This window comes from Pseudomonas neuropathica, assembly GCF_015461835.1.
In the GTDB taxonomy this organism is placed as follows: Bacteria; Pseudomonadota; Gammaproteobacteria; order Pseudomonadales; family Pseudomonadaceae; genus Aquipseudomonas; species Aquipseudomonas neuropathica.
Map to the genome: position 1 here is coordinate 22,259 of NZ_JACOPX010000010.1, position 24,829 is coordinate 47,087.

The window sequence follows — 24,829 nt, forward strand, 5'->3', positions numbered from 1 at the left end:
TGACCGTTAGCCCGCTCAACGCTTGAACGGGCTGATTGATGTGCAAGAACCTGGCAACGCCTCGTTTCAGTGTGCTGCGACGCGTTGTTGAGCCTGATCATGCAGTCGTTGCAGGTGTGGGCAGCGCAACTCCAGCGATCGCGCGTGATAGCCCCGATGAAACAACGCCAACCATCCAGCGCCCCGTTCATTCGGGGCAATCCCGGTGAAGACGAAGCCCATTGCCGACAGGCTATCCACGGCATTGACGAAGCCCGTTGCCAGCCTGAGCCTGATCGAGATCATCCAGTGTTCGGGCAGTCGTCTTAGCTGTTGAAGCAAGCCGGCGTCGAGTTTTTTCAGCACCACGTCATAACGCCCTGAGCATTGTTCAACCTGCATCGGTTCTCCCACCCAACGCGCTTCTTTGTCTTGTGTTCCGTATACGCCGCACAAATGCACCATGAAATCGTGACAGCTTTGCGGCCAGGACAATGCCGGGAGCGGACGGCGATAGCCTTCGACGGGGGTATAGCCGATGACGATGGACTCCGGCAGTGGCTCGCCAAACGGTGAGGGGACGTAGTCGAGCAACAACCCGGTGCTGCAAAAACCGAGTCGGTCAGCCATGCGTTGGGTGTAGAGATGCTGCGTCACCTGTTTGATGGTCACGCCGTGGCAACCGAGTGCCTGGGCATGGATCAACAGCCGCATGCCCAACTGCGTTGCGATGTTCTGCCCGCGTGTAGACGGATGGACCACGCTCAGCGCCAGTTCCGCCGTAGGCGATCCCGCGTTTCTGCACAACGTGGCGTGGCCGAGGATTTTTTTTCCGGATTCCGCCACCAGCGAATGCCAGCGACCCTCGCCATGGTTCTGATTGATCATCAACGGCAAATACACGTGCGGCTGCACGTAGTGGTCACCATAGATTTCCCGAAACAGATGACTGATGGCCCTGGCGTCGGAACGGCGATAACTGCGCAGCGTCAAGTTGTCCATGGACGGTGCTCCGGTCCGGGCGTGGCGTAGACACGCAGATCGACAACGCGTTGGCGCTTGCCGGAACGCGGATGGCGAGCGAGTTCATCGGGTGTGCAATGGGTAATCTGCAACTCGATCAAGCGCTCAGCGCAGAGTTGCTTGATCAGCGGGTATTGCTCGATCAGTGCGCGCTGCAAGGTCGTGTTGGCGTCAGCGGTCTCGGCCGTCAGCGTGTCGGGTAGCCATTTCAGGCACACGATATCGACGTTGGCCGATTGGCTGATGACCAGTTGCCAGTCGTCGCTGGCAGTGATGCGTGCGACGATTGCGGCAATGTCTTCGATCAACAGAGTCAGGCTGCTCACGCGCACCCGCTGACTGCTGGCGCTGCGGCCCATCAAGGCGAACTTGCGCATCGACGCGGTAGCCGGCTCTCGCCAGCAAGCGAGATCACCCACGGGGTAGCGGATCAGCGGCATCAGTCGGCGGGTGAGGTTGGTGATCAGCAGTCGTCCGGTTCGGTCGCATTCTTCGATCACTTCACCGGTGTGTTCATCGACGATTTCCAGCACGCTGTGGCTGGCCAGCATCCGATGCTCGCCGAGTGCGCAATCGCGGCTTGCGGCGCCGATGAAACCGGCATCGACACTGGCGTAACCGATCGAGGCAATCCGCGCATTGGGAAACACCCGGTGCAACGCCTGCAATTGTCCGGTGAACAGGCTTTCGCCGCCGTAAAGGATTGTTTCCACTTCGGCCAGGGTTCGCGCCTGGCGCTCCAGCACGCCGGCGAACGCCAGCAATTGCGCGGGCACGCCGGCCAGCACATTGATCCGGTGTTGGCGGATCGAGTCGGCCAGCACCGCAGGGTCGACGTCGCCGGTAAAAGGGTATTCGGTAACACCCGCCGGTTCGTGCGCCAGGGCGTCATGGATAAAAATGAAACTGGCATACAGGTCGCCGACGAAAAACAGGTTCGCCACCCGGTCGCCGGGATTGAGTTGACCAGCGAGATGGCTGCCGAAGTCCCGCACAAGTGTCTGCCATTCTTCGCGGGTAAATACTGAAAGTTTACCGGCGCTGATTGTTCCACCAGTCTTGAATACCAGGGCGCGTTCGACTGGTGAAGTCAGTACCGGCCATTGTTCCAGGTGCTCGCTACTTGCCCAGTATTGTTGTGGAACAATCACCGGAAGTTCATCCAGGGTGTTTGTCTGCGGCGCAACGTTTTGCAAGTGTTTGGCGTAATACGCTGAATGTTCGCGGGCAAAAGTGAACAACTTGCCAAGTTCTGTTGTTGTATTCATGGTGCTCTCGTTAATTGTTTTGGACATGGCTGACGATCGCTGTTAACGGCGCGAGTCGATTACTGGCGGTATCTTTCCGCTGTGTTTGTTTCTGTCGAACTGTTGCGGCTCGCGGGTTTGCGCCTGCACGGTGAGAAGCCCGGTGCGCACGAGTGTCGCCAGCGTCGCGTAGCCCTCAAGTCGGCAGAGAATGTCTGCGGGTTCGCCAGGGCTGTGAATCAGCAGGCGCTCCAGGCCATCGGGTGCGTGATCGAGGTGTAACTGAAACGGCGTTTGCAGGTGCCGGGCGAGTTCGTTCAGACAAATGAAGTCGCTGCCGATGCGCAGCAGTCGGCCGTGTCGTTGCAGCAATTCGAAACGTGGCGAACTCAGCCCGCACGGGCAGTCGCCGGGCAGCCAGCGGCCGGTGTCGCCGACTTCATAGCGCTGCACCTGTTGGCCTTCACGTGCTTTGGAGGTGAACAGCAAACGGCCGACTTCAGCGTCAACGACCGGCTTGTCCTGCTCCAGTGCGACGATTTCCAGCTGCTGGATAGCGTCCATCAAATGGAACACGCCGTCGCCCGTGGCGGCGCAGGCATGCCCGAATGGCCCCGCATCGACACTGCCGTACACCGCTGAGCGGATACTGGTGACGCCGCAGCGATGCAGTAATTCGCGGCACTGATCGCTGATGTGCTCTCCGCCGAGGAAAACCTTTTCAATCGCCCCATAACGACTCAGGCGCGCCCCCTCGTTGAGGAACAGTCGATGCAGGGTGCTGGGCATGCCGATCAGCACGGTCACGCGCTGCTCGATGATCACTTGCGCAATATCGCGGTAATTATCGTCGGCCGGCGCCCCCATGGGCAGGTGCGTCGCACCGAGCAATTCCAGGACTTTGGCAAAACTGAAGAAGCCGCCGTACAAGCCGCCACTGAAGAACAGGTTCATCACCTTGTCGCGGCGCGGATCAAGACCCGCCGCGTACAACCCATCGGCCGTCGCGCGCATTTGCCGTTGAAAATCGCGGTAACTGAAGCCCGACAGCGCCGGTGTGCCGCTGCTGCCGCCGGAGCGGAAAAACAGCTGCGCCGCCGCTGTCGTCGGTCGCGCGATAAACGCTGTTTTGTCGGTGATCGGCAGACCTGTCAGTGTCAGTGCGCAAGGTGGCTGGTCGAGGTTCATGTGGGTGGGCAACTGCGTTGGCGCGAGGCTGACCGACACGCGGCGGCTCAGGCGTTGCAGTGCGTAAACGCCGTCGTGGGGCTCGCCGTCGTAGCCGTCATGGATCGCATTGATCGGCGTAATTCGACTGACGCCCGCTGCAATCAATGTGCGTGCGAGTTCATTGATCTGCGCCTCACCGCAGACCAGCGCGCAACTCTGTAACACGTTGCGCCAAGGCAGCAGCGTTTGCGTCAGTCGCGCCCGTGGCAGTGGTTTGAGCAGCAACGTGCGAAACAGCGGCGAAGGCGCCAGCGACTGATCATGGCTCCAGATCACCCGCCAGCCCGGCGCGCGGCAGACCTGCCCGGTGTTATCGGAAAAGCTCTGGCTCAGACGCGCCATCAGGGTGTGGCTGGTGATCTCGCTGGCTTCCTGAACCGTCGGAGTCAGCGCCGGCCATTGCCCGACGCGACGCTCGAACGCCTCGGCCAAGGCGCTGCCGATGCCTTGCACAACGGCGGGATCGTCGCTGTCGACCAGCAACCATTGCGGGCTGGAGCAAGCCTGTTGGTCCAGTCGACAGACTTCATCGACAATCGCGTCCAGTGCTGGTGGCGAGGCCGCGTCTGGCGTCAGGTAGGCGAAACTGATGCGGTGTCCCCAGTCGATCCAGCGGCATCCGGGTGGCAACTGTTGGCGGATGGCTTGCAGCGCGGTTTCGCCTCCCCACGCCGATACGCCATTGGCCATTTTGCACAAGCGGCCGATCTGCTCCGTCGCTACGGGTAACACCGCGACGTAGTGGCGCAGTTGAGCGCTGGGGTCGCATTGCACCAATGCATGCAGCAGGCGTGCGGTCAGGCCTTGGTCGCTGCGGCTGGGGCGTAGCCAGTTGAGGTTGCCGGCCAGCAGGCTTTCGAGCATGGCGCAGCAGGCCAGCAGCGGCGCGTTGGCCGGGGTGACGTGAACCACCAGGCCCAAGGGGCTCCAGCGCTCAAAGCGCGATTGCTGATAATCAACGCGCCGCAACGAATCGGCCTGATCACCCAGTTCGCGTTCAAGTTTGGTTTGCAGGGCGTGAGGCTGACAGAAGTCAATCAGCGCCAGGCGTTGTTCGTCATCCAGCGGCAGTTCGGCGCTGTGCAGATGCTGCGCAAAGTTGCCCGCGGCGGTCAGAACGACGGCGCTATCCAGCGGTGTGCCGAGGTGGTGCGGCAAGGTCTGATGCAGTTGCGCCAGTGCGTTGTCGAGGTCGATTTCGGCGAAAAGCTCTCCGTTGAGCAGGTACATGTCAGTGCCTCCCCAATAATTCGGAGGCGGCCATCGCGCAGCTCCTGCCGGCGGTGGTGCCCGCACGGCCATGCAGTTCGAACCAGTCGCTAGTAAGGCCGCAGCCGCAACTTGAGCCAGGGTGCAGCGTCGCCAGATCGCTCATCACCACCGCATGCGCCGGGCTGGACGAAATGTAGGGCGAGACGAATCCCAGCAAGCCTTGCTGGCCGTAGGGCTGGATGGAAAAATCCTGCGGATTGCGCACGTACGCCTTGGCGTAAACCGGCACATGAAAATGATGCCGGGCACATTCGATGTAGGGCACGGCGTGCTCGACCGCACCGTAACCGTCGCGGCATCGTGCGGTTTCGATGCCCAGTTGCCGGGCGATGCGTCCATACAATTGCTGTTTGGGGATTTCCTCGCTGGCCCGGGTTTTCCAGCCGCCGCCAAAAAATGCCAGCGAACCTGCCGGCAGTTTCAGCTCGGGCACGCCTGTGGCCTGCATGTGTTGCAAGGTCTGCCAAAGGAACGCCGGGAAACCGAAAATGCGCACGGGCAGGCCTTCTGCGGCGAACGATTGCAGGGCCGTGATGACGCCGAACACATCGAATTGATGGCCGTCGCCGTTACTGCGCAACGCGTAGGCGACGCGATTGACAGGGGCGAAGTGGCACAGGAACTGGTCGGTATACGACGTTCCCAAGGTGATCGCACCCTGCGGTTCGTAGCTCAGCAGCAGGTAATTGCACGGCGTATCTGGTGAGTGCCAGCCGTAATGGCTGAAGATCCGCTCGACCATGAACTGAGCGCCCGCAAGGCTGCGCGAGTCATAGCGCATGCGGCTTTTCTGGCCGCTGGTGCCGGACGATGTCAGTTCCAGCGCGTGCTCCCCGGTCGGGCTGAGCAGCAATTGCTGTTTGAAAAAGTTGGCCAGGATCGGCGGCAGACGGGACCAGTCATCAACGTTGTCCAGGTCCTGTTCGTCGAGGCCGTTGGCGTTCAGCCAATGGGCGTAGCCGGGGGTGTGCCGGCAATGAAACCGACTGATCTCGGTCATGGCCTGATCGAACAGGCCCACCGGCACGGAATCCGGGCAATAGGGGTGTGGCAACGCGCAAAGCGCATCGCTGGCGGGGAAGTGATGCATTCAATATTCCTTTACTGAGCAGAGGCGGAGTCGGGAGGGGTGCGTTGCAACAAACCCTGCAACAGTGGGAGGCACATCAGTCCACTGAAAGCGGCGCAAAGCGCGAAAAGCTCGAGCCTTGCGCCACCGCCGATGGCAGCAATCAGCAAGCCACCGAGGCCCATCACGGCAATCGAAATCATCCCGACCAGTGCCGATACCAGACCTTTACTGTCATCACTGGCAAACAGCGCCAATCGATACAGCGCGGCATTGCTCATGCCCAATCCGACTGCGTACAACGCCAGACTGGCGACCACCGGCCCGAGTCCGGCGCCAGCCAGTGCGCAGACGATCAGGGCCAGAAGCCCCAGGCAGAAAGGCCAGAGCGCCAAGCGGATCAGTTGCGGCAAGGTGTGCGTGATCAGCAACCGGTCAAGGATCAGATTGCCGGCAATCACCGCAGAGAAAATCGGGATTTGCCAGACGCCATATTCAAGCGGCGTCAGCCCGAGCAACTCGATCAGCAGCAACGGCGCCAGGCCGATCCAGGCGATCAGCGGCAGGCTCATCAGCCCCAGCGCCAGGCTGGCGGCGAGGAATCGGCAATTACCCAACAGGGCGCGGTAACGTCGGCAGGTTTGCTCCCAGGAAAAGCGCACGGCAGGTTGCATCTGTCCGTCTCGACGGGCGACGCCAACCGTTTCCGGCATCCATGCGAATAGGCCCAGCCAGACCATAGACGCGGCAAGGCCCAGGCCCAGAAACACTTCGCGCCACGACAGCCATTGCAACAGCAGAATGCCCAGCAGCGGCCCCATCAAGGGGGAAAGCAGGGCGATATTGCCGAGCACCGCCATCAAACGCACCGCATCGGCTTCACAGAACACTTCCTGGAGGGCCGGATAACTGACCGCCACAACAAAACCCAGGCCCATGCCCTGCAGCAGTCGCAGTAGATTGAAGGCTTCAATGCTTTCGGTGCTGTATGCCCCCGCGCAGGCGACCGCAAATAACGCGCAGCCGATCAACAATACCCGCCTTCGACCCCATTGATCGGACAGCGGGCCAATCAGCCATTGCAGGCAGACACCGCCAAGCAGATAAAGATTGAAAGCGTTCGGTACGTGCCGCACATCGGCATCAAGTTCGGTGGTAACGCTTAACATCGCAGGCATGATCAAGTCGCTGGCCATATACGTCAGAAGTTCAAACGCGCTGATCACCAAACAAAATCCGAGCGCTTTTTGCGGCTGGATCTGTATAAGAGTTCTCTGCATAAACGTTCCTGTTAGTGAGTGAAAGGAAGTTGCCAGAGACTAGTTGCAGAGGTGCGCCCGGCCTATTGTTTTGCTGCGACATTAGATTTCAAATGCTTGCAACTTATTTAGTGATCGGGTTTTGTGCAGAGCACGAGTTAGAGCGATTTATAGAAGCATTTGGCAAAAACAAAAAAGCCCGCAACGGGGCGGGCTTTGTTTGAAGTTGATCGGACTTGTTGATTTCCTGCCACGGTCTGTTCATTGGCAAGCGGGCAGGGCGAACAATCCTGTTCTAGCGATGTTGGTAATAACCAGGGCCACCCTGGTAGTAACGGTGGTGATCGTCATGCCAGCCGCCGTGGGGGAAGATGATGCAGCCACTCAGGGTCAGCAGGGCAAGAACGGGAATCAGCCAGGTGATTCGACGCAGCATTTTGAAAATTCCTCATGGTTACGCCGTCATGAAGCCAAAACTCTTCATCGGCTGTAACATGAGACCCCGATTGCAGCGGCGCATCCCCGTAGAACGGTAAGTGCATGGCATGCAAACGGATACAAACCGGATACATTTCAAAGTTTCAGGAAGCCGCAATGACCCACAAGCAACGCTTGATTTATTCGATTCTGATCGCCGTGTCGGTCCTGGCCATCATGCTCGGCCTGTCCTGGCTGCAAAATGCCGGCATGATTTCGGAGAAGACCTTTCAGTTCGTCGCCATCGGTGTGGCGGTGATCGTGGTGGTGATCAACGGCGTGATGCGCCGCAAGGTCAAGCCTTGACGGCGATGGCTGCACGCTTCAATCGTGGTTGAGGACAGCTGCAGCCTGTGGATGCAGGCTGTAGCTCTTGTCGTCATTGAAGGTGATCACACCTTCGGCGCACAGGCGCTTGAGCACTTCGCGCACACTGAGGAAGGACAGCGGAATATCGAGGTCGAGCAATTGGCTGTGGACACCGCGAACGCCCAGGCGCCGTTCGCTTTGTGCGGCGACCAGCAAGGCGTCGATGACTTTCAGACGAATCAGGCTGGTGCGCAGCCCGAAACTTTTCAGCAGCAAGCGGATGCGTTCGTTACCGTGACGCTCGACGCGTTGCCCGAAATCGCTCGCGTGAGGGCTCATGGAAACTCCTTTGGGTGCCTGGCTACCGTCCGTTGGTAGTTGCGAGTTGTACATGCGATTACTCCTTTTCAGAGTCTGATCGGGGTGGTTTTTTTGCGCTCTCTAGAACAAGACGTATCAGCACGACAAATCATGAAAGAAAAAATGTAGAAATTTTGTCGGGGATTTGTCTTTTCCTTGTGATTGCGGGTTGGCCTTGGCGGCCTTTGGGCCGACCAGGTTCTTTGGGTTTTGGGTGTATATCCGTTTTTTTGGGGGTTGCGGCTGGCGGTTCCGCTCTTACAGCGGGTCACTTTTGCAGACGCCCAAAAGTAACCAAAACGCTGGGCCCCGGCGTTCGGCCCGCTCGCTGGGGCTCGGGGTTCCTTCGCTCCGGGATCGATCCGGGCGCAGCGCCTACGGTTTGCTTCGCTGCACCTCCTCTCGCTGTGTTTGGCTTCGCCAAACGGTCGCTGCGCTCCCACCCCCGGATCAATCCCTCCACTCAGCCTGCCGAAGGGGCCAGCACGGCAAGATCAAGAGCTGCAGCCGAGCTAACGCTCATCCTGTTGAGTGGTGAGAAGCGGGTGTATGGCTTTAGATGATGTGGAGCTTTTCGGAACCTGAGTTCGACTCAGTGTGCACGTCGGCGTAGCTCTGGCAATCACCTCGGTCAGTTCCTTCTCCCTCTGGGAGAGGGCTAGGGTGAGGGGCTTTTGATTCTGCTTCGGGGGATTGCGTGGAGAGCCTAAATTTTTTCCGCTGACTTCGTTTCTTCGACAGGCTCATTGCGCGTGGACGCGTGGGTGTTTCCAGAGCGGAGTCGTGCCAGCGCCGGTTTCGCTCTTTGGCATGTCGATCAGGAGCGAGCGTGATTATTTCCAGACAGTTAACCGGACTGACTTTGGCCGGCGTGTTTTTTGGGTTGAGTTGTTCGGCCCATGCGTTCAGCCCGGCCACGGATGTCAGCGCCGATATTCGCCGTACCGCTTTTGGTGTGCCGCATATTCGTGCGCAGGACGAGCGCGGGCTTGGTTTCGGCATCGGGTATGCCTATGCGCAGGACAACCTCTGTCTACTGGCCAACGAGATCGTGACGGTCAATGGTCAGCGTTCACGCTACTTCGGCCCGGACCAGTTCACCGTCGAGCAGCGTGAAAACCGTGTCAGCGATGTGTTCTTTACCTGGCTCAACACGCCGCAAGCGGTCGATGCGTTCTGGCAGGCGCAACCTGCGCAGGTGCGTGATCTGGTCGAAGGCTATGCCGCGGGCTACAACCGCTATCTGGGCGAGCGTCGGCAGCAAGGCTTGCCGCAACAATGTCAGGGCGAGTGGGTGCGTGAGATTGCACCGCAAGATCTGGTGAAGCTGACTCGCCGTCTGCTGGTCGAGGGTGGCGTCGGGCAGTTCGCCGAGGCGTTGGCGGGGGCGACGCCGCCGCAGGCGAGCGCCGCGATCGAACACGATGTGCAGGCCTATCAGTTGGCCGATGCGCGTCAGCAACGCTTCGCTCTGGACCGTGGCAGTAACGCTGTCGCGGTGGGTAGCGAGCGCTCGTTCAACGGGCGTGGGATGCTGCTCGCCAACCCGCATTTTCCGTGGGTCGGTGGCATGCGCTTCTATCAAATGCATCTGACTATCCCCGGCAAGCTCGACGTCATGGGCGCTGCCTTGCCAGGCTTGCCGATGATCAATATCGGCTTCAATCAGCATCTGGCGTGGACGCACACGGTCGATTCGTCGAAACACTTCACCTTGTATCGTCTGCAACTCGATCCAAAGGATTCCACACGCTATATGCTCGATGGCCAATCCTTGCCGCTGAACAAGCAGACCGTGACCGTGCAGGTGAAACAGGCTGATGGGCAGGTCGTGCCGGTTTCGCGTGATGTCTACAGCTCGCAATTCGGGCCGATCGTGCAATGGCCGGGCAAGCTCGACTGGGACAATCAGTTCGCCTACAGCCTGCGCGATGCCAATATCGACAATGATCGGGTGCTGAACCAGTGGTACGCGATGAATCAGGCGTCCACGCTTCAGGAACTGCAGAATTCGGTACACAAGATTCAGGGCATTCCGTGGGTCAACACCTTGGCCGTGGATGACAAGGGCCAGACGCTGTACATGAACCTGTCGGTGGTGCCGAACGTCAATGCCGAGAAACTGGCCAAGTGCAGTGATCCGCGTATCGGCACGCAGATGATCGTGCTGGATGGCTCCAACAGCGCGTGCGCATGGGACATTGATCCGCAAGCGGCGCAGCAGGGTATTTATGCTTCCAGCCAATTGCCGCAATTGCTGCGCAAGGACTTCGTTCAGCACTCCAACGACTCGGCGTGGCTGGCCAACCCGGCGCAACCGCTGACCGGGTTCTCGCCGCTGATCAGTCAGGACGGCCAACCGCTGGGCTTGCGCTCCCGGTTTGCTCTGGATCGCTTAAGCACGCTGAGTAAAAAAGGCCCGCTGGCGGTGAAGGATCTGCAGCAGATGGTGATGGACGATCAGGTGTACCTGGCGACTCAGGTGGTGCCGGATCTGTTGAAGTTCTGTGCTTCTGACCTCGGTGTCGATGCGCCCGCGCTGAAGCCGGTTTGCACCAGCCTCAAGGCATGGGATGGCCGCGCCAATCTTGATTCGGGTATGGGCTTGATGCATTTCCACAACATCATGCAGGCCTTGCAGGCTTCGCCGGATGTCTGGCGTGTCGCGTTCGATCCCGAAGATGCGCAACACACGCCGCGCGGTCTGGCGGTCGAGCAGCCAACCGTGGCCAAGGCACTGCGTGAGGCCATGTTGGCATCGGTCGAGTCGAGCACAAAAATGGGCCTCAAGCCGCAGACCCGCTGGGGGGATATCCAGGTCGTCAGCAGCGGCGGGCAACAGACGCCAATTCACGGTGGGCCGGGCACGCTGGGCATCTACAACGCTATCCAGAGCGTGCCGCGTGAAGACGGCAAACTCGAAGTGGTCAGCGGCACCAGCTACCTGCAAGTCGTGACCTTCGACGAAAAGGGCCCACACGCCCAAGGGCTGCTGGCGTTCTCGCTGTCGAGCGATCCGGCGTCGAAGTATTCGCGGGATCAGACCGAGGCGTTCTCGAAGAAACAGTGGAGTGTCCTGCCGTTTACCGAACAGCAGATTCAGGCTGACCCGCAGTATCAGGTGCAGACTGTGCGCCAGACACTGGACAAAGCGGGGAAGGTCGCCTCTCAGTAAACCCGAGCGTCAATTGCGTTGAGCCAGAGGGCCGCATCCTGCAAGGGGTGCGGCCTTCAGCTTTTCGGCGGTTGTTGCGGTATCGAGTTGATCACCGGGTTACCTTCCTTGTTACGGGTGAGGTAGACCGGCAGCGCCTTGGGCAGGCTGTTGGCGAGATTATTCAGCTCTTTGATGTTGTAGATGCCACCCACGCGAATCGTACCGGTGCTGTTGTCCGCCAGCTCCAATGGATTGCTCAGATAGCGGTTGATCAGTGGCAGCGCTTCGCTCAACGCGAGGTTATCCAGCACCAGTTTGCCATTGCGCCAGGCCAGCGAGGTGTCACCAGGGTAGGTCTGGCTGATCTGGGGCATATAATCGCCCTGTTTGTAGCGCGCCTGCATCGACGGGCCGAGGCGCAAACCATCGCCCGGCAACGAGCGATTGCTGGTGACCAGCACCGAACCTTCGATCAGGTTCACACGCACTTGGTCCTGATACATCCAGACATTGAAACGCGTCCCTGTGACGCGAATCTTGCCTTCGCCTGCACGGACGACAAACGGGTGGGCCATGTCGTGGCTGACCGTAAAGAACGCTTCACCTTTTTTCAGGGTGACGCGGCGTTCGTCCTTGTAATTGCTGAAGGTCAGATCAGTGTTCAGGTTCAGTTCGAGTTGGCTGCCGTCACTCAGCGTGACCTGGCGGACAGTATCGGTAGCGGCGAAATGCTGATAGCTGTTGGGCAGCCAGCCCAGATTCCAGCCGGTGTAAGCCGCCAGCGGCAGGGCGAGCGCACAGACGCCGGCCGCTACGGCGAGTTGACGCCACGAGCGCGGTGCCTGACGGGCCGGCATGACCGGAACGGATTGCGGGCGTGGCAAATGTTCGGCCACCTCCCAGATTTCCAGCATGGCCTCGTACTCGAATGCATGCAGGGGATGAGCGTCGTGCCATTGCTTGAATGCGCGACGTTCTTCGTCCGTGCAGTCATCGGCGTGCACCCGCATGCACCAATGCGCGGCGGCATCGGTGATCGCATCGTATTCGGCTTCCGAGAGAGTGTCTTGGGTCATTGACTCGTCCTGATTTCGCCCATTCTAACCTTGTCGGGAAGTGACCGAGAACAACCGTCATGGCATTTACCCATCAAAGTGGAACTTATTTTTCCCTCAGACACCCAAAAAGCAGGACGACCAAGACCACTATCCACAAATGGAGAAAACAAATGATCAAGAAGACATTCGCAGCGTTGATCGCCACGGCCGGTTTGCTCAGTGCTGGCGCAGCGTTGGCCGATCGCCCCGGCGCTGGCTGGGTCACCGTCGAAAAAGCCATCGAGATCGTCAAGACCAAGGCCGGTTACGTCGAAGTCTATGAGATCGAAGCCGACAACGACGGCTACTGGAAAGGAGAGGGACGCAAGGCTGACGGCGTGGTTTACGAGTTCCGCATCGACGGCGCATCGGGCAATATTTTGCGCGACCAGAAGGATTAATCAACCCGATTGCTTGTTGTAAAAATGCGCCGGCTTCCAGCCGGCGTTTTTTTAGCTATCAAGGCACGGCAGGCAAGGATCCTGTCTTGCTTGAAGGGATCGCCGGTAAGGGTATGGGGGCCGGAGGCGGATCCAGTTCTCTACCCATTTCACTGATGAGCAATGCGATCGAATCGGCGTTGGCCAATATCACTTCAATGCGTGCTTCATCAGAGACCGCACTGCGAAAGGCTCTGCGTGCCTCTGCAAGGTTTTTGGTTTTCGTCAGACTGAGAATCTTTTTGTAATCATTGGCGCGTTCTGGAAATTGATCGATATCCACCCACACTCCAGACTTACTTTTCTCCGCGAACAACTGGGAAGGTGGGGTGGAGCGTGACAAGGAATTGCGCAGGCGATCAATATCAGCTTTTAGAATCTGTCCATCCGCGTTTGATGTGTCGATCAGATGGGGATATGGCGCCATCGCCTCTACGGAAACAAAATCTTCGCTATCGCAGACTAAATGCGAAAGTTCATGGATCAGCGTCACCGCGCGAGCGTGAGAGTCAACATTGAACCTGGGTGGCAGAAACGCGGTGTAGGCATCCAGCCCCGGATTAAAAAAAAGCTCGGTGAAATGGACTACTTTTCGCCTGTCTTCCTTGAAGACAAAGGCCACCGTATCGTCGCCATACCGCGCATTCAGACCAGCGAAAAAGCGCTCGGTATAGAGCAAATCATCTTTAGGATCAGTCAACTCGCGACATAGGGGGATGACCACCTTTTCGATCTTCCTGAGCAGCATGGGGGTGACTTGCGACACTTCGAAAAAATGCCTGAGTACCGTTTCCATTCGAGTGCCACCCAGGTTGTCGCGATGTATGACGAAGTTATGCAGACAATTGAGCGCGTAGTTTCTTGCCCTGCTGACAGCTTGCTGAATCACAAAGGCTCTGGCGGGAGAGCGGCGGTTGATTTGTGCCATCCCTTTGGCCTGGATGTACATGAGTATTGAACGGCTGCGCTCGACTTCGGTTTGCAACCGGTTGCGTTGCTTTGACCGGCAGCGTTGAGCGGATTTGTCGGCGCTGGCAATCACAAGTCTTGAGTTCTTTTGTTCAAGCGCCAGCCCTTGGCCCTCGCCTTTTACTTGCAGAAACCAGGTTTTTTCAGACAAGAGCACTGGATAGACCTTGCCGGCGATCGCCGCGTATTTTTGTGCCGTCGACGAATCCCCATAAACGAGTTTATTGGCCTCAAGCTTCAGTTTCTCCAGAGCGGTAGTGGTTTCAAAGCGTTGCAGATTAATGCGAGAGGCCGTAACGGGGGCGACTTTTGCCCAGCGAGCGGCGGCTTTTACCGTTGTGGTTCCGCCGCTTTCGGCAGGCGTCGATCCAGGCGTCTGCGCTTCAGTGGCAAATTCGGCTGTTTCCTCTTCCGCTTCTGTTTCCCAGGATAAGCGACCCAGACTGAACAGCGAGATCGCTCCTGCGATGAAGCTTTTCAGCGCGTTCGCCCAATGATGTTCCTGCAAACCTTCGGCGGACTCTTTGAATTCCTTGTAACTCTTCCAGAGAAAAAACGGTGAGGCGAGTTTTCCCGGCAACAGATGGGGAACCAGGCGAACACCGGGACTGAATAGATACTTCGCCGCTTCCCAGTCGGATTGCGCATTGATCTGCGGCTGGCAGCTGAGCAAATGCGGCAACAGGCTGAGCGTGTCCTTGTGCAATCGCTCCAGAAAATTGCCGTTTATGGCAGTGCTTTGCAGCTTGATTTCCGTAGGTTTGCCGATCGTTGTTTTCAGGAGATGCTTGAAGCCTGCCTGTTGCCCTGATGGCAAGCGTCGAATGATCAAGTCCTGGAAATGCCCAGGGGTATTCAACGCATCAATCAACTGCGCTTCATTGTCGAATTCGCGAAAAACGTATTTGGAGTAAGGCGCGTAGAGCACCTGCGGGCCTGTTTCCCCCGCGCCCGGCCCGATCACATAAAGTCCGAGGGCGTCGACGAACGCGGCGCCCGTGGTCTTGTTCAATGACAGCGGGCAAACAATGGCGTGGGCGTCCTGAACCGTGGCACGCGCCACCCCGTCCGGCATGTCCAGAACCTGGCAAATATAGTCATAGCCGTTTTCCGACAGTTGTTGCTGCAACTTCAAAGAGTGCGCGTGCTGCATCAGCTGCCAGGGCACCTGACGTATATAACGTGTTTTGCTGATGCGTGCCGAGTCACTGTCAGCTGACAGCGCTTCGGTCACTTTCTGCGTGTAGGTGGTGGTGATATCGAGGGATTGCAGCAGTTGCTGCACGGCAGACTGATTGAGGTTCTTGGGTAACGCGGTGCTTGTTTTCGAGGCGACCTTGAAACCGGTGCCCTGCACGATGTTGTAGTGATGCAAGGCAAAATCGAGCAGATTGCAGGCCGGGCCGGCCAGCGTCAGATTCGGGGTGATCTGGATATCCTGTGGCTTGAGCCCATTGTTCGGGAATCTGGCGTCGAGCAGGGTCTTCAGCGTCTCCTCGACATGAGTGGTTAAAGCAGGGATGCCTTCGAGAAAATCCTTGCCATCGATAAAGCTGCGCCGCAGTTCATCCAACAAGGCGAGTTGCGTGCGTTGTTCGGCGACCGGGGCCATGCGCAACCAGTCTGGGTAGTCGAGCCGACTGACAATGGTCCGCGCGAGTTCAATGGCACGGCGCAAGTTGGTATCGATGACGGTATTTTTCATCTGACTCAGGAAGTTTGCGAGTGCGTCTGTGTCCTTTATGCAAACACGCAACACCTGGCAATGGTCGAGGAAATGTTCAATGGCCGATTGCATGCGATCGTTCAATACATTGCCTTCAATCAGTTGGAAGGTGCCCAGAGTGTATTGTTGATCGAGTTGGCGTTGCTTCGGTGGCAGGTTTTCCAGCAGCATCTGATTCTGGTTGTTGTCGTCGAGCCGTCGTTGCATTTGTTTTTGCGCAATGGCGATGTCGTCGAACGATTCCAGGCCGATGGCCGGTGTCCACAAGATGGCGCGCCCGGAATGCTCGACGTCCAGGCCTCCGCGTTCGGTCAGCAGGACGCAGTGGGCAAGCGACATTACCTCACTTTGGCCGGTGCGGGTGAGGGTGAGCGCCCATGCATCCGGCCGGAAGCCGTTGAGGGACTGGCGATCCATACGTGTGGGGTGTTTTGCGTCGAACACAGTCTTGACTATGTTCAGTTCGGCCGTCAGCCAGGATCCGCTGAGGTTTCTCATCTGTGCTTCAGCACGCACCCCATCCTCGAAAGCCTGCGCCAGTTTCCATCGAATACCTTCGAGAAAGGCTCGTTGTTCAGCGCTGCTCGCGGTCGGCTGGTCTTTAAAGTGGCTGGTGAGATTCGTCAGGGTGCGTTCCAGCGTTGTCGCCAACTGCGCTGCCTTGTCGGCCTGCACGAGTGACGAGGGCGGAGCACTGGAAAACAACGGACGGGTGCTCCAGCGTTCGTTGACGTCAAGCTCAAGCAGGCGCTCGTGAATCATTGCACGGACATCCAGCGCCTTGTCGTAAAGTGCATGGATGTCAGTCGTGCGTTCGCTTTGGCGAAAGAGCTGCAAGGCGTATTCAACGTTCTGGCGTTGTTTGGTGAGGATTGCCTCAAACAACGTCGTAATGATCTCGCCGCCGATGTTTTCACCGGACACCTGGGCGTTGGCGAAGCCAAGATAGCGATTACGTTCTTCCAGACTCAGGAGGCCGTATAGCTCGTCTTCATGTCCGGCGGCATTGAGTTTGGCGGTCAATGCCTGTTTCAGATCGGCGTAGTTGGTGAGGACCTGCAAGCCTTGAGTGGGGGTGTAGAGATAGGCCTTGTCATGGTTGATCATCAACGAGCCGGCCAACTCGACATAGGCGGTCTCCTCGCGCAAACACACGGTTTCGAAGTTGGGTCGCCGGAAAGCGACATTCGGCTCCCGAATCAAGCAGTGCAAAGCGTTGAACTCGGCGGCGGAGATGATTTCCGTTTCGCGCTTGATCATCAAATCCGCACGCATCTGATCCTGCAGTGTCTGGCTGAAGAATGCGCGTCTGGGTGACCCTTCGAGTGAGGCAGCATTCCAGTAGGCCTCGAGCTGTCGAAACAACAGCATGGTCAGTTTTCCCGACGCGGTCTTGATCGCTTGCGCCCACGCGATCTGGTCAGCCTCCCGGCTTGAGCGGGATGGATGGGAAAATTCAGCGGTCTGACCACATGGCCAGCCTTGACGGCGGAAGTACAGCAGTAACGCTTCACTCAGCGACAGCGAATCGACCCATTGCCTGATATCCCCGGAGCGCGGGTCGGTGTCGGCGAAAAAACTGACCCGGGTGCGCGACTGCTGCAAACCGGCAAAGTGAGGTTCGAGCAGTTCATCAAGAACCCTTTCCAGCAAAGTGGTCAGTGAAGGCAGGCGTTTGAGTTCATCCAGCAGATCGCGGGCGCAGGTGTCCTGAGACTGGCGGATCGTGGCGCTTTGATCATCAAAGACATCGCCTTCGATGGTTTCGCGGGTGAGGGTAATGCCGCGTTTCTCTACCAGTTCCTTGCGCAGTGAAACACTGAGAAAGGCCAACAGATCATCCGTTTCGTCAGCGTTGTCGAGGCGTGTCTGCAGGGCATCTGTCAGCGCTTCTTCATCGTTGTACTTTTTCAGACCGTCGTAAGGGGTGTACAAGAACACGCCACTGTCATCCGGCCCGGCGCTGAGTACAAAACTGCCGGGCAGGGGGACGGCGAGTTGCTTGTCGGCGTTTAGCAGTATGCGTTCGGCCAGCATGGGCGGGGTTTGTTCGCTGCGCAGGGCGTGGGTCGCCAGTTGCACATGCGCGAGCCAGCTGAAATCTTTGCTGTTGAGGCCGTGGGTCCGACCCAGGCTGGCATGCCGGCCCGGGGATTTGAGTATCTCGGGGAATAGCAGGAGGCTGGACATCATTGGAACTCTGAAAGGGGCGCCGTGGGCGGGGAGTTCAAGAGTAGGTACGCAGGTCGCTTTGCAGGCGGTACATAGTTACCGCACACGTCGAGTTGAAATGTGCCACGAGCCAACGCCCGTCATCGCCAATACAAGGGTTGACAGCCGACAGCTGTGGCATGGTTAATCGGCGGGCAAGTCGTCCGTACGCTGTTGTTCCCTCCAATAATCATTCTGGAGCTTCAGATGTCTGCGCCACACGATCATGTGTCCTCTGCCGTCTCGTCCTCGTTGTCACTCGAAGCGCTGACGCAACTGCTTGAAACGATTTTTCTGCGCCACGGCACCTCCGCCGAAGTCGCGCAAGTGCTGGCCGCCAACTGCGCCGGCGCCGAGCGCGACGGTGCCCACAGCCACGGCGTGTTCCGCATTCCCGGGTATGTCTCGACCTTGAACAGCGGCTGGGTCAACGGCCACGCGGTGCCGCAAGTGGAAGATGTTGCCTCGGGATTTGTCCGTGTCGATGCTGGCAACGGTTTCGCCCAACCGGCACTGGCCGCCGCCCGGCCGTTGCTGGTGGAGAAGGCGCGTAGCGCCGGGATTGCCGTGTTGGCGATTCGCAACTCGCATCACTTCGCCGCGCTGTGGCCGGACGTCGAGCCCTTCGCCGACGAAGGGCTGGTGGCACTGAGCGTGGTCAACAGCATGACCTGCGTGGTGCCGCATGGCGCCGACCGGCCGCTGTTCGGCACCAATCCGATTGCGTTCGCCGCGCCACGGGTCGGCGCCGCGCCAATTGTCTTCGACCTGGCCACCAGCGCAATCGCCCATGGCGACGTGCAGATCGCTGCGCGCAAAGGCGAGCGGTTGCCCGCCGGAATGGGCGTGGACAGCCTTGGTCAGCCGACTCAGGATCCCAAGGCGATTCTCGAGGGCGGGGCGTTGCTGCCGTTCGGTGGGCATAAAGGTTCGGCGCTGTCGATGATGGTTGAGCTGCTGGCAGCGGCATTAACGGGAGGGAATTTTTCTTTCGAGTTCGATTGGGCCAATCATCCCGGGGCGAAGACGCCGTGGACCGGGCAATTGTTGATCGTCATCGACCCAAGCAAAGCCGCCGGGCAGAGTTTTGCCGAGCGCAGTGGTGAACTGGTGCGGCAGATGCACAGTGTCGGCCTCAAGCGGTTGCCGGGCGATCGCAGGCATTGGCAGCGCAGCAAGTCGCTGGCTGAGGGCATTGTGCTGGATGCACAGACGCTGGCGCAGTTGCGTGAACTGGCGGGGGCGTGATCAAAGGCCAAAAGCCCCTCACCCTAGCCCTCTCCCCGAAGGAGAGGGGACTGACCGCGGTGAATGCGGGATGTGCGCCGACGTGAAAGATGGAGTTGAGCCCAAGTTCTGAAAGCCTGGAACTGGTTCAAAACCGGTAAAAACACCCAGGCATAAAAAAGGCGAACCCAGTGGGTTCGCCTTTTTTATGTGCCTTGACTCAGCGACGGCCGAGCAGCAAGCCAACCACCAGACCGAAACCGGCGGAGATCGCCACGGTCTGCCACGGATGACCGCCGATGTAGCTTTCGGTGGCATCAACCGCCGGTTTGGTGCGATCACGTACGCTCGACACCGAATCCAGCGCTTGTTGCAGTTTCAGGGCGATTTGTCCGCGCAGCGTTTCCGCTTCTTCGCCGACCAGTGAGGCGCTGCTCTTGAGCAGTTTGTCGGACTCTTGGATCAGAGCCTGAAGTTCGCTGAAGGCCTGATCCTTGATTTGATCTTCGGCGGCTTGCACGGCGGATTTGCGGGCCATTGGGTGACTCCTTGCAGTTGAATGGACAGTGATCAATGGAGTGTGGCGCTTGCTGAAAAGTTGCACTGAATTTAGGTGAGAAATAAAAACCTGCGCGGGAGATTTCCGTCGAGCGTGTAAGATGTCGCCATTTTACGCAGCAGGATAATTCCCCATGAGTTTCAATCTGGCCGACAAATCACTCGCAGAGCGCGCTGCGCTGGAAGACGAGAAATCCCGTCTGTTCGAACTCTGGCAGAACAATCTGGGCAAAGCCAAAGGCGAAGCCGCGCGTTTGTTCGGCGAGCGCGGCAAGCGCAAAGGCAAATGGGCCGAGTGGGTCCGCGCAGAACTGGACGGCATGTCGCCGCCGGAGTTCGCCAACATGGTGCGCAGTGAAGTCAATCGCCTGATGGCCGCGAACAAGTAACACCCTCAGGTGAACGTCGCGGCAATCGCTTCGCGGACTTTGACCACCACCGGATCGATCTGCGTGCTGGTACGCCAGCCCAGTTCGATCGGATAACGCGGCAGCTTCAGCGGGCAGGGCAGCAGCGCCAGGCCGCTGAGCTCAGCAATACTTTCGGCGGCATGCGTCGGAATCGTCGCCACCGCCCGACTGCCCTTGAGCAAATACGGCAGCGCGGCGAAATGCGTGGTCGACGCGCACACCCGTCGAGTCAGGCCCAGTGCCGCCAAGCCCTCATCGGTGATCCCGATAAAGCCGCTGGACGACACCAGGATGTGCTCGCGGTCGACAAACTCCTCAAGATCGATCTGCTGCTGACCGGGCGCAAGGCTCGCCGGATCGACCAGACATGCATAACCGCCTTCGCCCAACACCTGACGGCTGAGCAAGCGCTCGGCAAAGCCTCCGGCGGTAATCGCCAGATCGATGCTGCGCTCCATCAGCGCGCGGGCGACGATCTGGCTATGGGTCTGACGAAAGATCAGGCGCAATTTCGGAGCGCTGCGGGCAATTTCTTCGATCAGGCGGCGACCGTAGGCAATTTCGAAATCATCCGACAGCCCTACGGTGACCGAGCGGCCGTCGTACTGGTTCGCCGCCGGATCGACCATCGCCAGGCTTTGTCGGCACTTGTTCAGCGCTTCGCTGATCACCGGTTTCAATTGATTGGCCTTGAGCGTTGGCGCCAGGCCGCGGCCGGTACGCACGAACAATTGATCGCCGTAGACCTCGCGCAAGCGGCGCAGCGCCGCACTGATCGCCGATTGTGTCACTCCCAGTCGCAATGCTGCGCGGCTGGCGCTGGACTCTTCATGCAGGGCTTCCAAGACTTTCAGCAGGTTGAGGTCGACCGTGGCGATATTCATTTGGCTCATATCATTCAGCAGTGAATGGGGCTTTATTCATGATCGCGTGGCGCCGCAGAATCGGCAACCACTGAACCTGATGGAGTTATCGCGATGGCCAAATCAATTGTTGCTGCGCTGCAAATCGGTGCTTTGCCCGAAGGCAAAAGCGCGACTCTGGAGCAGATTCTGAGTTGGGAAGGCGCGATCATCGAGGCGGGCGCGGTCCTGGTGGTGATGCCGGAAGCGCTGTTGGGTGGTTATCCGAAAGGCGAGGGCTTCGGTACGCAATTGGGTTATCGCCTGCCCGAGGGGCGCGAAGCCTACGCCCGTTATTTTGCCAATGCGATTGATGTGCCGGGTGCCGAAACGCAAGCGCTGGCGGGTCTGTCGGCGCGCACCGGGGCCAACCTGGTGATCGGCGTGATTGAACGGGCTGGCAGCACGTTGTATTGCACGGCGCTGTATTTCGACCCGCAGGCCGGGCTTGTCGGCAAACACCGAAAACTGATGCCCACCGGCACCGAACGGCTGATCTGGGGCAAGGGTGACGGCTCGACCTTGCCCGTGTTCGATAGTCAGGTTGGCAAGCTCGGCGCGGTGGTGTGCTGGGAAAACATGATGCCTCTGCTACGCACGGCGATGTACGCCAAAGGCATCGAAGTCTGGTGTGCGCCGACCGTCGACGAGCGCGAGATGTGGCAGGTCAGCATGCGCCACATCGCTCATGAAGGCCGTTGCTTTGTGGTCAGCGCCTGTCAGGTGCAAGCGTCACCGAATGAACTGGGCGTGGAGATTGCCAACTGGCCGGCGGATCGCCCGTTGATTGCCGGGGGGAGCGTGATTGTCGGGCCGATGGGCGATGTGCTGGCCGGGCCGTTGCGGGGCGAGGCGGGGTTGCTCACGGCGCAAATTGACACCGATCAACTGGTGCGGGCGCGGTATGACTACGATGTGGTCGGGCACTACGCGCGGCCGGATGTGTTTGAGCTGTCAGTGGATGAACGAGCCAAACCTGGGGTGCGTTTCAACACATGACCCACTGGCTGACACAAAACCTGTAGGAGTGAGCCTGCTCGCGATAGCAATCTATCAGTCAACGATTATGGTGTCTGGCAGCCCGCCATCGCGAGCAGGCTCACTCCGACAATGGATGTTTGTTTTGTCTGCGGGGTCAGTGGCGCGCCAGCCATTCTTCCCGGGAAATTTCCCAGATTTCTCGTGGAAAACGCCCACCAACGAAATCATCTTCATCGGTCCGGATCAAGCGCATCCCGGCGCGCTCCGAGAGTTTGCGCGAGCCGGTATTGGGCGCCGCTTTCGGCACACGCATCAGCGGGCGTTGAAGTACGTTGAACCAGTAATCGGTCACCGCTGCGCTCGCTTCGGTCATAAAGCCCTGACCTTGCCACGCCGGTGTCAGCCAGAATCCACGGTGGTTGTCAGTTTGATCCATCAGGCTGATGTTGCCGATCAACTGTTCGGGCGCGGACTTGCGGCGAATCGACCAGTGCCATTCCTTGCCCGCCGCCACGGCCGGCAAGGCAACATCGCGCAAATAGGTGAGGGCGCCGTCCTCGGGATACGGCCATGGCACCGCCGCGTTCAGATAACGCACCACATCCCAGTGGGGAAACAGTTGCTGCACGGCGTCGGCGTCGGCCAGTTGCAACGGGCGCAGGACCAGTCGTTCGGTGTACAGCGTCGGTGTGTCTTCCATAAACCTGCAACCTCCCTGAATGTCTTTGAGGAAAAAAGAAGCAGGCTAACGCATTTTTACCAGGTCGCGGCAGTGGCCTTGGGCAGGCTGAGCTTGCCGCTGTCGACAAAACGCATGGTGCCAAACAGGCCGCCGGCGAGCTTGCCGCGCAGCACATAGGGCAGATTATCGAGGGTTTGTGTTTGGCTCAGGCCCAAGGTCTGGCGCAGCACCGAGAACGCCGAGATGCTGACCGGCACGCTGACAATGGTTTCGGAAAAGCGTGGGATCGAACCGCTCTGATCGCTGACACCCGAGGCCAGCGAATGGCCGTTGACCTCCAGATCCAGCGCGATGCCGTTGTAGTCGATGGCCGTCTCATTGGGGTTCTGTACACGAATCTTGATGGCGAAGCGCACTTCCAGATCCTGACTCGGCAACGGCTCGAGGCCGACCACGTTGATGTTCACCGGGTCTCGGTTGGGGAATAGCGAACAGGCGCTGAGGGACAGCAGGAGCAGTGACAGAATGACGGCTTGAAAACGGCGCATAAACGGTCTCTCAACAAAAAAGGGCTGAACCGTCGCCGGCTCAGCCCTTTCTATTGAAGGCCAAACGTTAGCGGTTCAACTGTGCGACAGCCGCCGCTGGGGCAGGTTCACCTTTGGCCGGCATGTCCGGGTTTTCCATGACCTGAAGAATAGAAGCTTCCGGGTCGAAATCGTCTTCTTCCAGCTCGATGAATTCTTCCGGCAGGAAGATGTTCAGCACGATAGCGCACAACGCGCCGACAGTGATCGGTGATTCGAAGATGTTGCGCAGCGCTTGCGGCAGTTCGCGCAACACTTCCGGCACCGCCGCGATGCCCAGGCCCATGCCCAGCGAAATCGCCACGATCAGCATGTTGCGCCGATGCAGACCGGCTTCGGCGAGGATCTTGATCCCGGCCACCGCCACGGTGCCAAACATCACCAGTTCGGCGCCGCCGAGTACCGGTTTCGGCATCAGTTGCAACACCGCGCCGATCATCGGGAACAGTCCCAGCAGCACCAGCAGACCGGCAATGAAGAAGGCCACGTAACGGCTGGCCACGCCGGTGAGCTGAATCACGCCGTTGTTCTGCGCGAAGGTCACCATTGGCATGCTGTTGAACACGGCGGCCATGGCTGAGTTGAGGCCGTCGGCGAGCAGGCCGGACTTGATCCGGCGGATGTACAGCGGGCCTTTGACCGGTTGCCGGGAAATCATCGAGTTGGCGGTCAGGTCACCCGCAGCTTCTAGTGGCGACACGAGGAAAATCACCGCCACCGGCACGAACGCCACCCAGTCGAAGTTGAAACCGTACTTGAACGGCACCGGCACGCTGACCAGCGGCACTTCGGGCATTGAGGCGAAATCCACGGTGCCCATCAGCCATGCGACTACGTAGCCGAGGGTCAGGCCGATGACGATCGCGCCGAGGCGCAGAAACGGCACGTCGACGCGGTTCAACACGACGATGGTGCCGATCACCAGCGCCGCCAGAAACACATGGCTGGCTGCGCCCAGATCCGGCGCGCCGAAACCGCCGGCGATGTCGGTCATCGCCACTTTGATCAGCGACAGCCCCATCAGCGTGATGATGGTGCCGGTGACCACCGGGGTGATCAGCATGCGCAGTTTGCCGATGAACTGGCTCAGCACCACCTCAATGAACGCGGCAAAAAAGCACACGCCGAAGATCGTCGAGAGGATTTCATCGGTGCCGCCACCGCGCGCCTTGACCATGAACCCGGCGCTGAGAATCACGCTGATAAAGGAAAAACTGGTGCCTTGCAGGCACAGCAACCCCGAACCGACCGGGCCGAAACGCTTGGCTTGCACAAAGGTGCCAAGCCCGGAAACGAACAGCGCCATGCTGATCAGGTAGGGAATTTCACTTTGCAGACCGAGGGCACCGCCCATGATCAGGGTCGGGGTGATGATGCCGACGAAACTGGCCAGCACGTGTTGCAGTGCGGCAAACACTGTGGCGGTCAGGTGTGGACGATCGTTGAGGCCGTAAATCAGGTCGTTGTTGCGCGGGGCTTTTTCAGAGGCGGTCATGGTGTTTTGCGCGCCGCGAGGCGGGGCCGGGTCAGAAAATGGAGGCGCAGAATGCCGGAAGAGGGCGGCGAGGGCAACGAGCAATAACTGCCTGAAAGGTCAGGTTTTATGGGTCGCCACGGCAAACGCCCGTGTAGGGGCTGTCGAGTGAAACGAGGCTGC

The 24,829-nt window shown here is 59.0% G+C and carries 20 protein-coding genes; 6 read left to right on the forward strand and 14 right to left on the reverse strand.

Translation table 11 applies throughout. The annotated features are described in order from the left end of the window. Positions 1 to 66: 66 nt before the first annotated feature. From H8F23_RS15890 to H8F23_RS15915, 6 genes are all read right to left on the reverse strand, one after another. Positions 67 to 981 carry a GNAT family N-acetyltransferase gene (locus H8F23_RS15890; protein ID WP_194934972.1) on the reverse strand — a complete coding sequence of 305 codons (915 nt, stop codon included), beginning with the start codon at positions 979 to 981 and terminating at the stop codon, positions 67 to 69. Continuing rightward, positions 969 to 2,270, reverse strand: a complete 1,302-nt coding sequence (locus H8F23_RS15895; RefSeq protein WP_194934973.1) for a phenylacetate--CoA ligase family protein — start codon at positions 2,268 to 2,270, stop codon at positions 969 to 971. Before H8F23_RS15895 ends, H8F23_RS15890 begins: the two co-directional genes overlap by 13 nt. 42 nt (positions 2,271 to 2,312) lie before the next feature. After that, on the reverse strand, positions 2,313 to 4,709 hold the full coding sequence (locus H8F23_RS15900; RefSeq protein WP_194934974.1) for an acyl-CoA reductase: 2,397 nt from the start codon (positions 4,707 to 4,709) through the stop codon (positions 2,313 to 2,315). A gap of 1 nt (position 4,710) precedes the next feature. Then, the gene (locus tag H8F23_RS15905; RefSeq protein ID WP_194934975.1) at positions 4,711 to 5,841 is read right to left on the reverse strand and encodes a LuxE/PaaK family acyltransferase; all 1,131 of its coding nucleotides are present in this window, start codon (positions 5,839 to 5,841) and stop codon (positions 4,711 to 4,713) included. A gap of 11 nt (positions 5,842 to 5,852) precedes the next feature. Further along, a complete protein-coding gene (locus tag H8F23_RS15910) occupies positions 5,853 to 7,100 on the reverse strand; it encodes an MFS transporter (RefSeq protein ID WP_194934976.1) in 1,248 nt (415 codons plus the stop codon). 274 nt (positions 7,101 to 7,374) lie between these two features. Next, positions 7,375 to 7,515 (reverse strand): hypothetical protein, encoded by a 141-nt coding sequence (locus tag H8F23_RS15915; protein ID WP_007918111.1) that lies wholly within the window; start codon positions 7,513 to 7,515, stop codon positions 7,375 to 7,377. A 158-nt stretch (positions 7,516 to 7,673) separates the two neighbouring features. On the opposite strand from H8F23_RS15915, the gene H8F23_RS15920 reads away from it, so the two are divergent. Further along, on the forward strand, positions 7,674 to 7,862 hold the full coding sequence (locus tag H8F23_RS15920) for a hypothetical protein (protein ID WP_038363103.1): 189 nt from the start codon (positions 7,674 to 7,676) through the stop codon (positions 7,860 to 7,862). Positions 7,863 to 7,880: 18 nt separating this feature from the next. Here H8F23_RS15920 and H8F23_RS15925 read toward each other — a convergent pair whose 3' ends face one another. After that, entirely contained in the window at positions 7,881 to 8,258 is a 378-nt protein-coding gene (locus tag H8F23_RS15925) for a fe2+ zn2+ uptake regulation protein (protein WP_093432884.1), read from the reverse strand. A gap of 796 nt (positions 8,259 to 9,054) precedes the next feature. On the opposite strand from H8F23_RS15925, the gene pvdQ reads away from it, so the two are divergent. Then, positions 9,055 to 11,400, forward strand: a complete 2,346-nt coding sequence (pvdQ, locus tag H8F23_RS15930; RefSeq protein ID WP_194934977.1) for a bifunctional acylase PvdQ — start codon at positions 9,055 to 9,057, stop codon at positions 11,398 to 11,400. 56 nt (positions 11,401 to 11,456) lie between these two features. Here the strand turns inward: pvdQ and H8F23_RS15935 are convergent, their stop codons facing one another. Further along, complete coding sequence (locus tag H8F23_RS15935) at positions 11,457 to 12,458, reverse strand: FecR family protein (RefSeq protein ID WP_194934978.1); 1,002 nt, start codon at positions 12,456 to 12,458, stop codon at positions 11,457 to 11,459. Between the two features lie 152 nt (positions 12,459 to 12,610). On the opposite strand from H8F23_RS15935, the gene H8F23_RS15940 reads away from it, so the two are divergent. After that, on the forward strand, positions 12,611 to 12,880 hold the full coding sequence (locus H8F23_RS15940; protein WP_194934979.1) for a PepSY domain-containing protein: 270 nt from the start codon (positions 12,611 to 12,613) through the stop codon (positions 12,878 to 12,880). A gap of 58 nt (positions 12,881 to 12,938) precedes the next feature. On the opposite strand, the gene H8F23_RS15945 is transcribed toward H8F23_RS15940, so the two are convergent. Next, a complete protein-coding gene (locus tag H8F23_RS15945) occupies positions 12,939 to 17,804 on the reverse strand; it encodes a dermonecrotic toxin domain-containing protein (protein ID WP_194934980.1) in 4,866 nt (1,621 codons plus the stop codon). Positions 17,805 to 18,032: 228 nt separating this feature from the next. On the opposite strand from H8F23_RS15945, the gene H8F23_RS15950 reads away from it, so the two are divergent. After that, the gene (locus tag H8F23_RS15950; protein ID WP_194934981.1) at positions 18,033 to 19,073 is read left to right on the forward strand and encodes an Ldh family oxidoreductase; all 1,041 of its coding nucleotides are present in this window, start codon (positions 18,033 to 18,035) and stop codon (positions 19,071 to 19,073) included. A 199-nt stretch (positions 19,074 to 19,272) separates the two neighbouring features. On the opposite strand, the gene H8F23_RS15955 is transcribed toward H8F23_RS15950, so the two are convergent. Further along, a complete protein-coding gene (locus H8F23_RS15955; protein WP_007917413.1) occupies positions 19,273 to 19,590 on the reverse strand; it encodes a DUF883 family protein in 318 nt (105 codons plus the stop codon). Between the two features lie 154 nt (positions 19,591 to 19,744). On the opposite strand from H8F23_RS15955, the gene H8F23_RS15960 reads away from it, so the two are divergent. Further along, positions 19,745 to 19,999, forward strand: coding sequence for a hypothetical protein (locus H8F23_RS15960; RefSeq protein ID WP_007917411.1), 255 nt, complete (start codon positions 19,745 to 19,747; stop codon positions 19,997 to 19,999). A gap of 5 nt (positions 20,000 to 20,004) precedes the next feature. Here the strand turns inward: H8F23_RS15960 and H8F23_RS15965 are convergent, their stop codons facing one another. Further along, complete coding sequence (locus H8F23_RS15965) at positions 20,005 to 20,913, reverse strand: LysR family transcriptional regulator (RefSeq protein ID WP_194934982.1); 909 nt, start codon at positions 20,911 to 20,913, stop codon at positions 20,005 to 20,007. Between the two features lie 84 nt (positions 20,914 to 20,997). Between H8F23_RS15965 and H8F23_RS15970 the strand changes: the two genes are divergently transcribed. Beyond that, positions 20,998 to 21,921, forward strand: coding sequence for a carbon-nitrogen hydrolase family protein (locus tag H8F23_RS15970; RefSeq protein WP_194934983.1), 924 nt, complete (start codon positions 20,998 to 21,000; stop codon positions 21,919 to 21,921). A 136-nt stretch (positions 21,922 to 22,057) separates the two neighbouring features. Here the strand turns inward: H8F23_RS15970 and H8F23_RS15975 are convergent, their stop codons facing one another. The 3 genes from H8F23_RS15975 to H8F23_RS15985 all read right to left on the reverse strand — a co-directional run bounded on the left by H8F23_RS15975 (position 22,058) and on the right by H8F23_RS15985 (position 24,667). Continuing rightward, positions 22,058 to 22,603 (reverse strand): GNAT family N-acetyltransferase, encoded by a 546-nt coding sequence (locus H8F23_RS15975; RefSeq protein ID WP_194934984.1) that lies wholly within the window; start codon positions 22,601 to 22,603, stop codon positions 22,058 to 22,060. A 56-nt stretch (positions 22,604 to 22,659) separates the two neighbouring features. After that, complete coding sequence (locus H8F23_RS15980; RefSeq protein WP_194934985.1) at positions 22,660 to 23,133, reverse strand: LEA type 2 family protein; 474 nt, start codon at positions 23,131 to 23,133, stop codon at positions 22,660 to 22,662. Positions 23,134 to 23,200: 67 nt separating this feature from the next. Beyond that, positions 23,201 to 24,667 (reverse strand): nucleobase:cation symporter-2 family protein, encoded by a 1,467-nt coding sequence (locus tag H8F23_RS15985; RefSeq protein WP_034156004.1) that lies wholly within the window; start codon positions 24,665 to 24,667, stop codon positions 23,201 to 23,203. Positions 24,668 to 24,829: the final 162 nt, after the last annotated feature.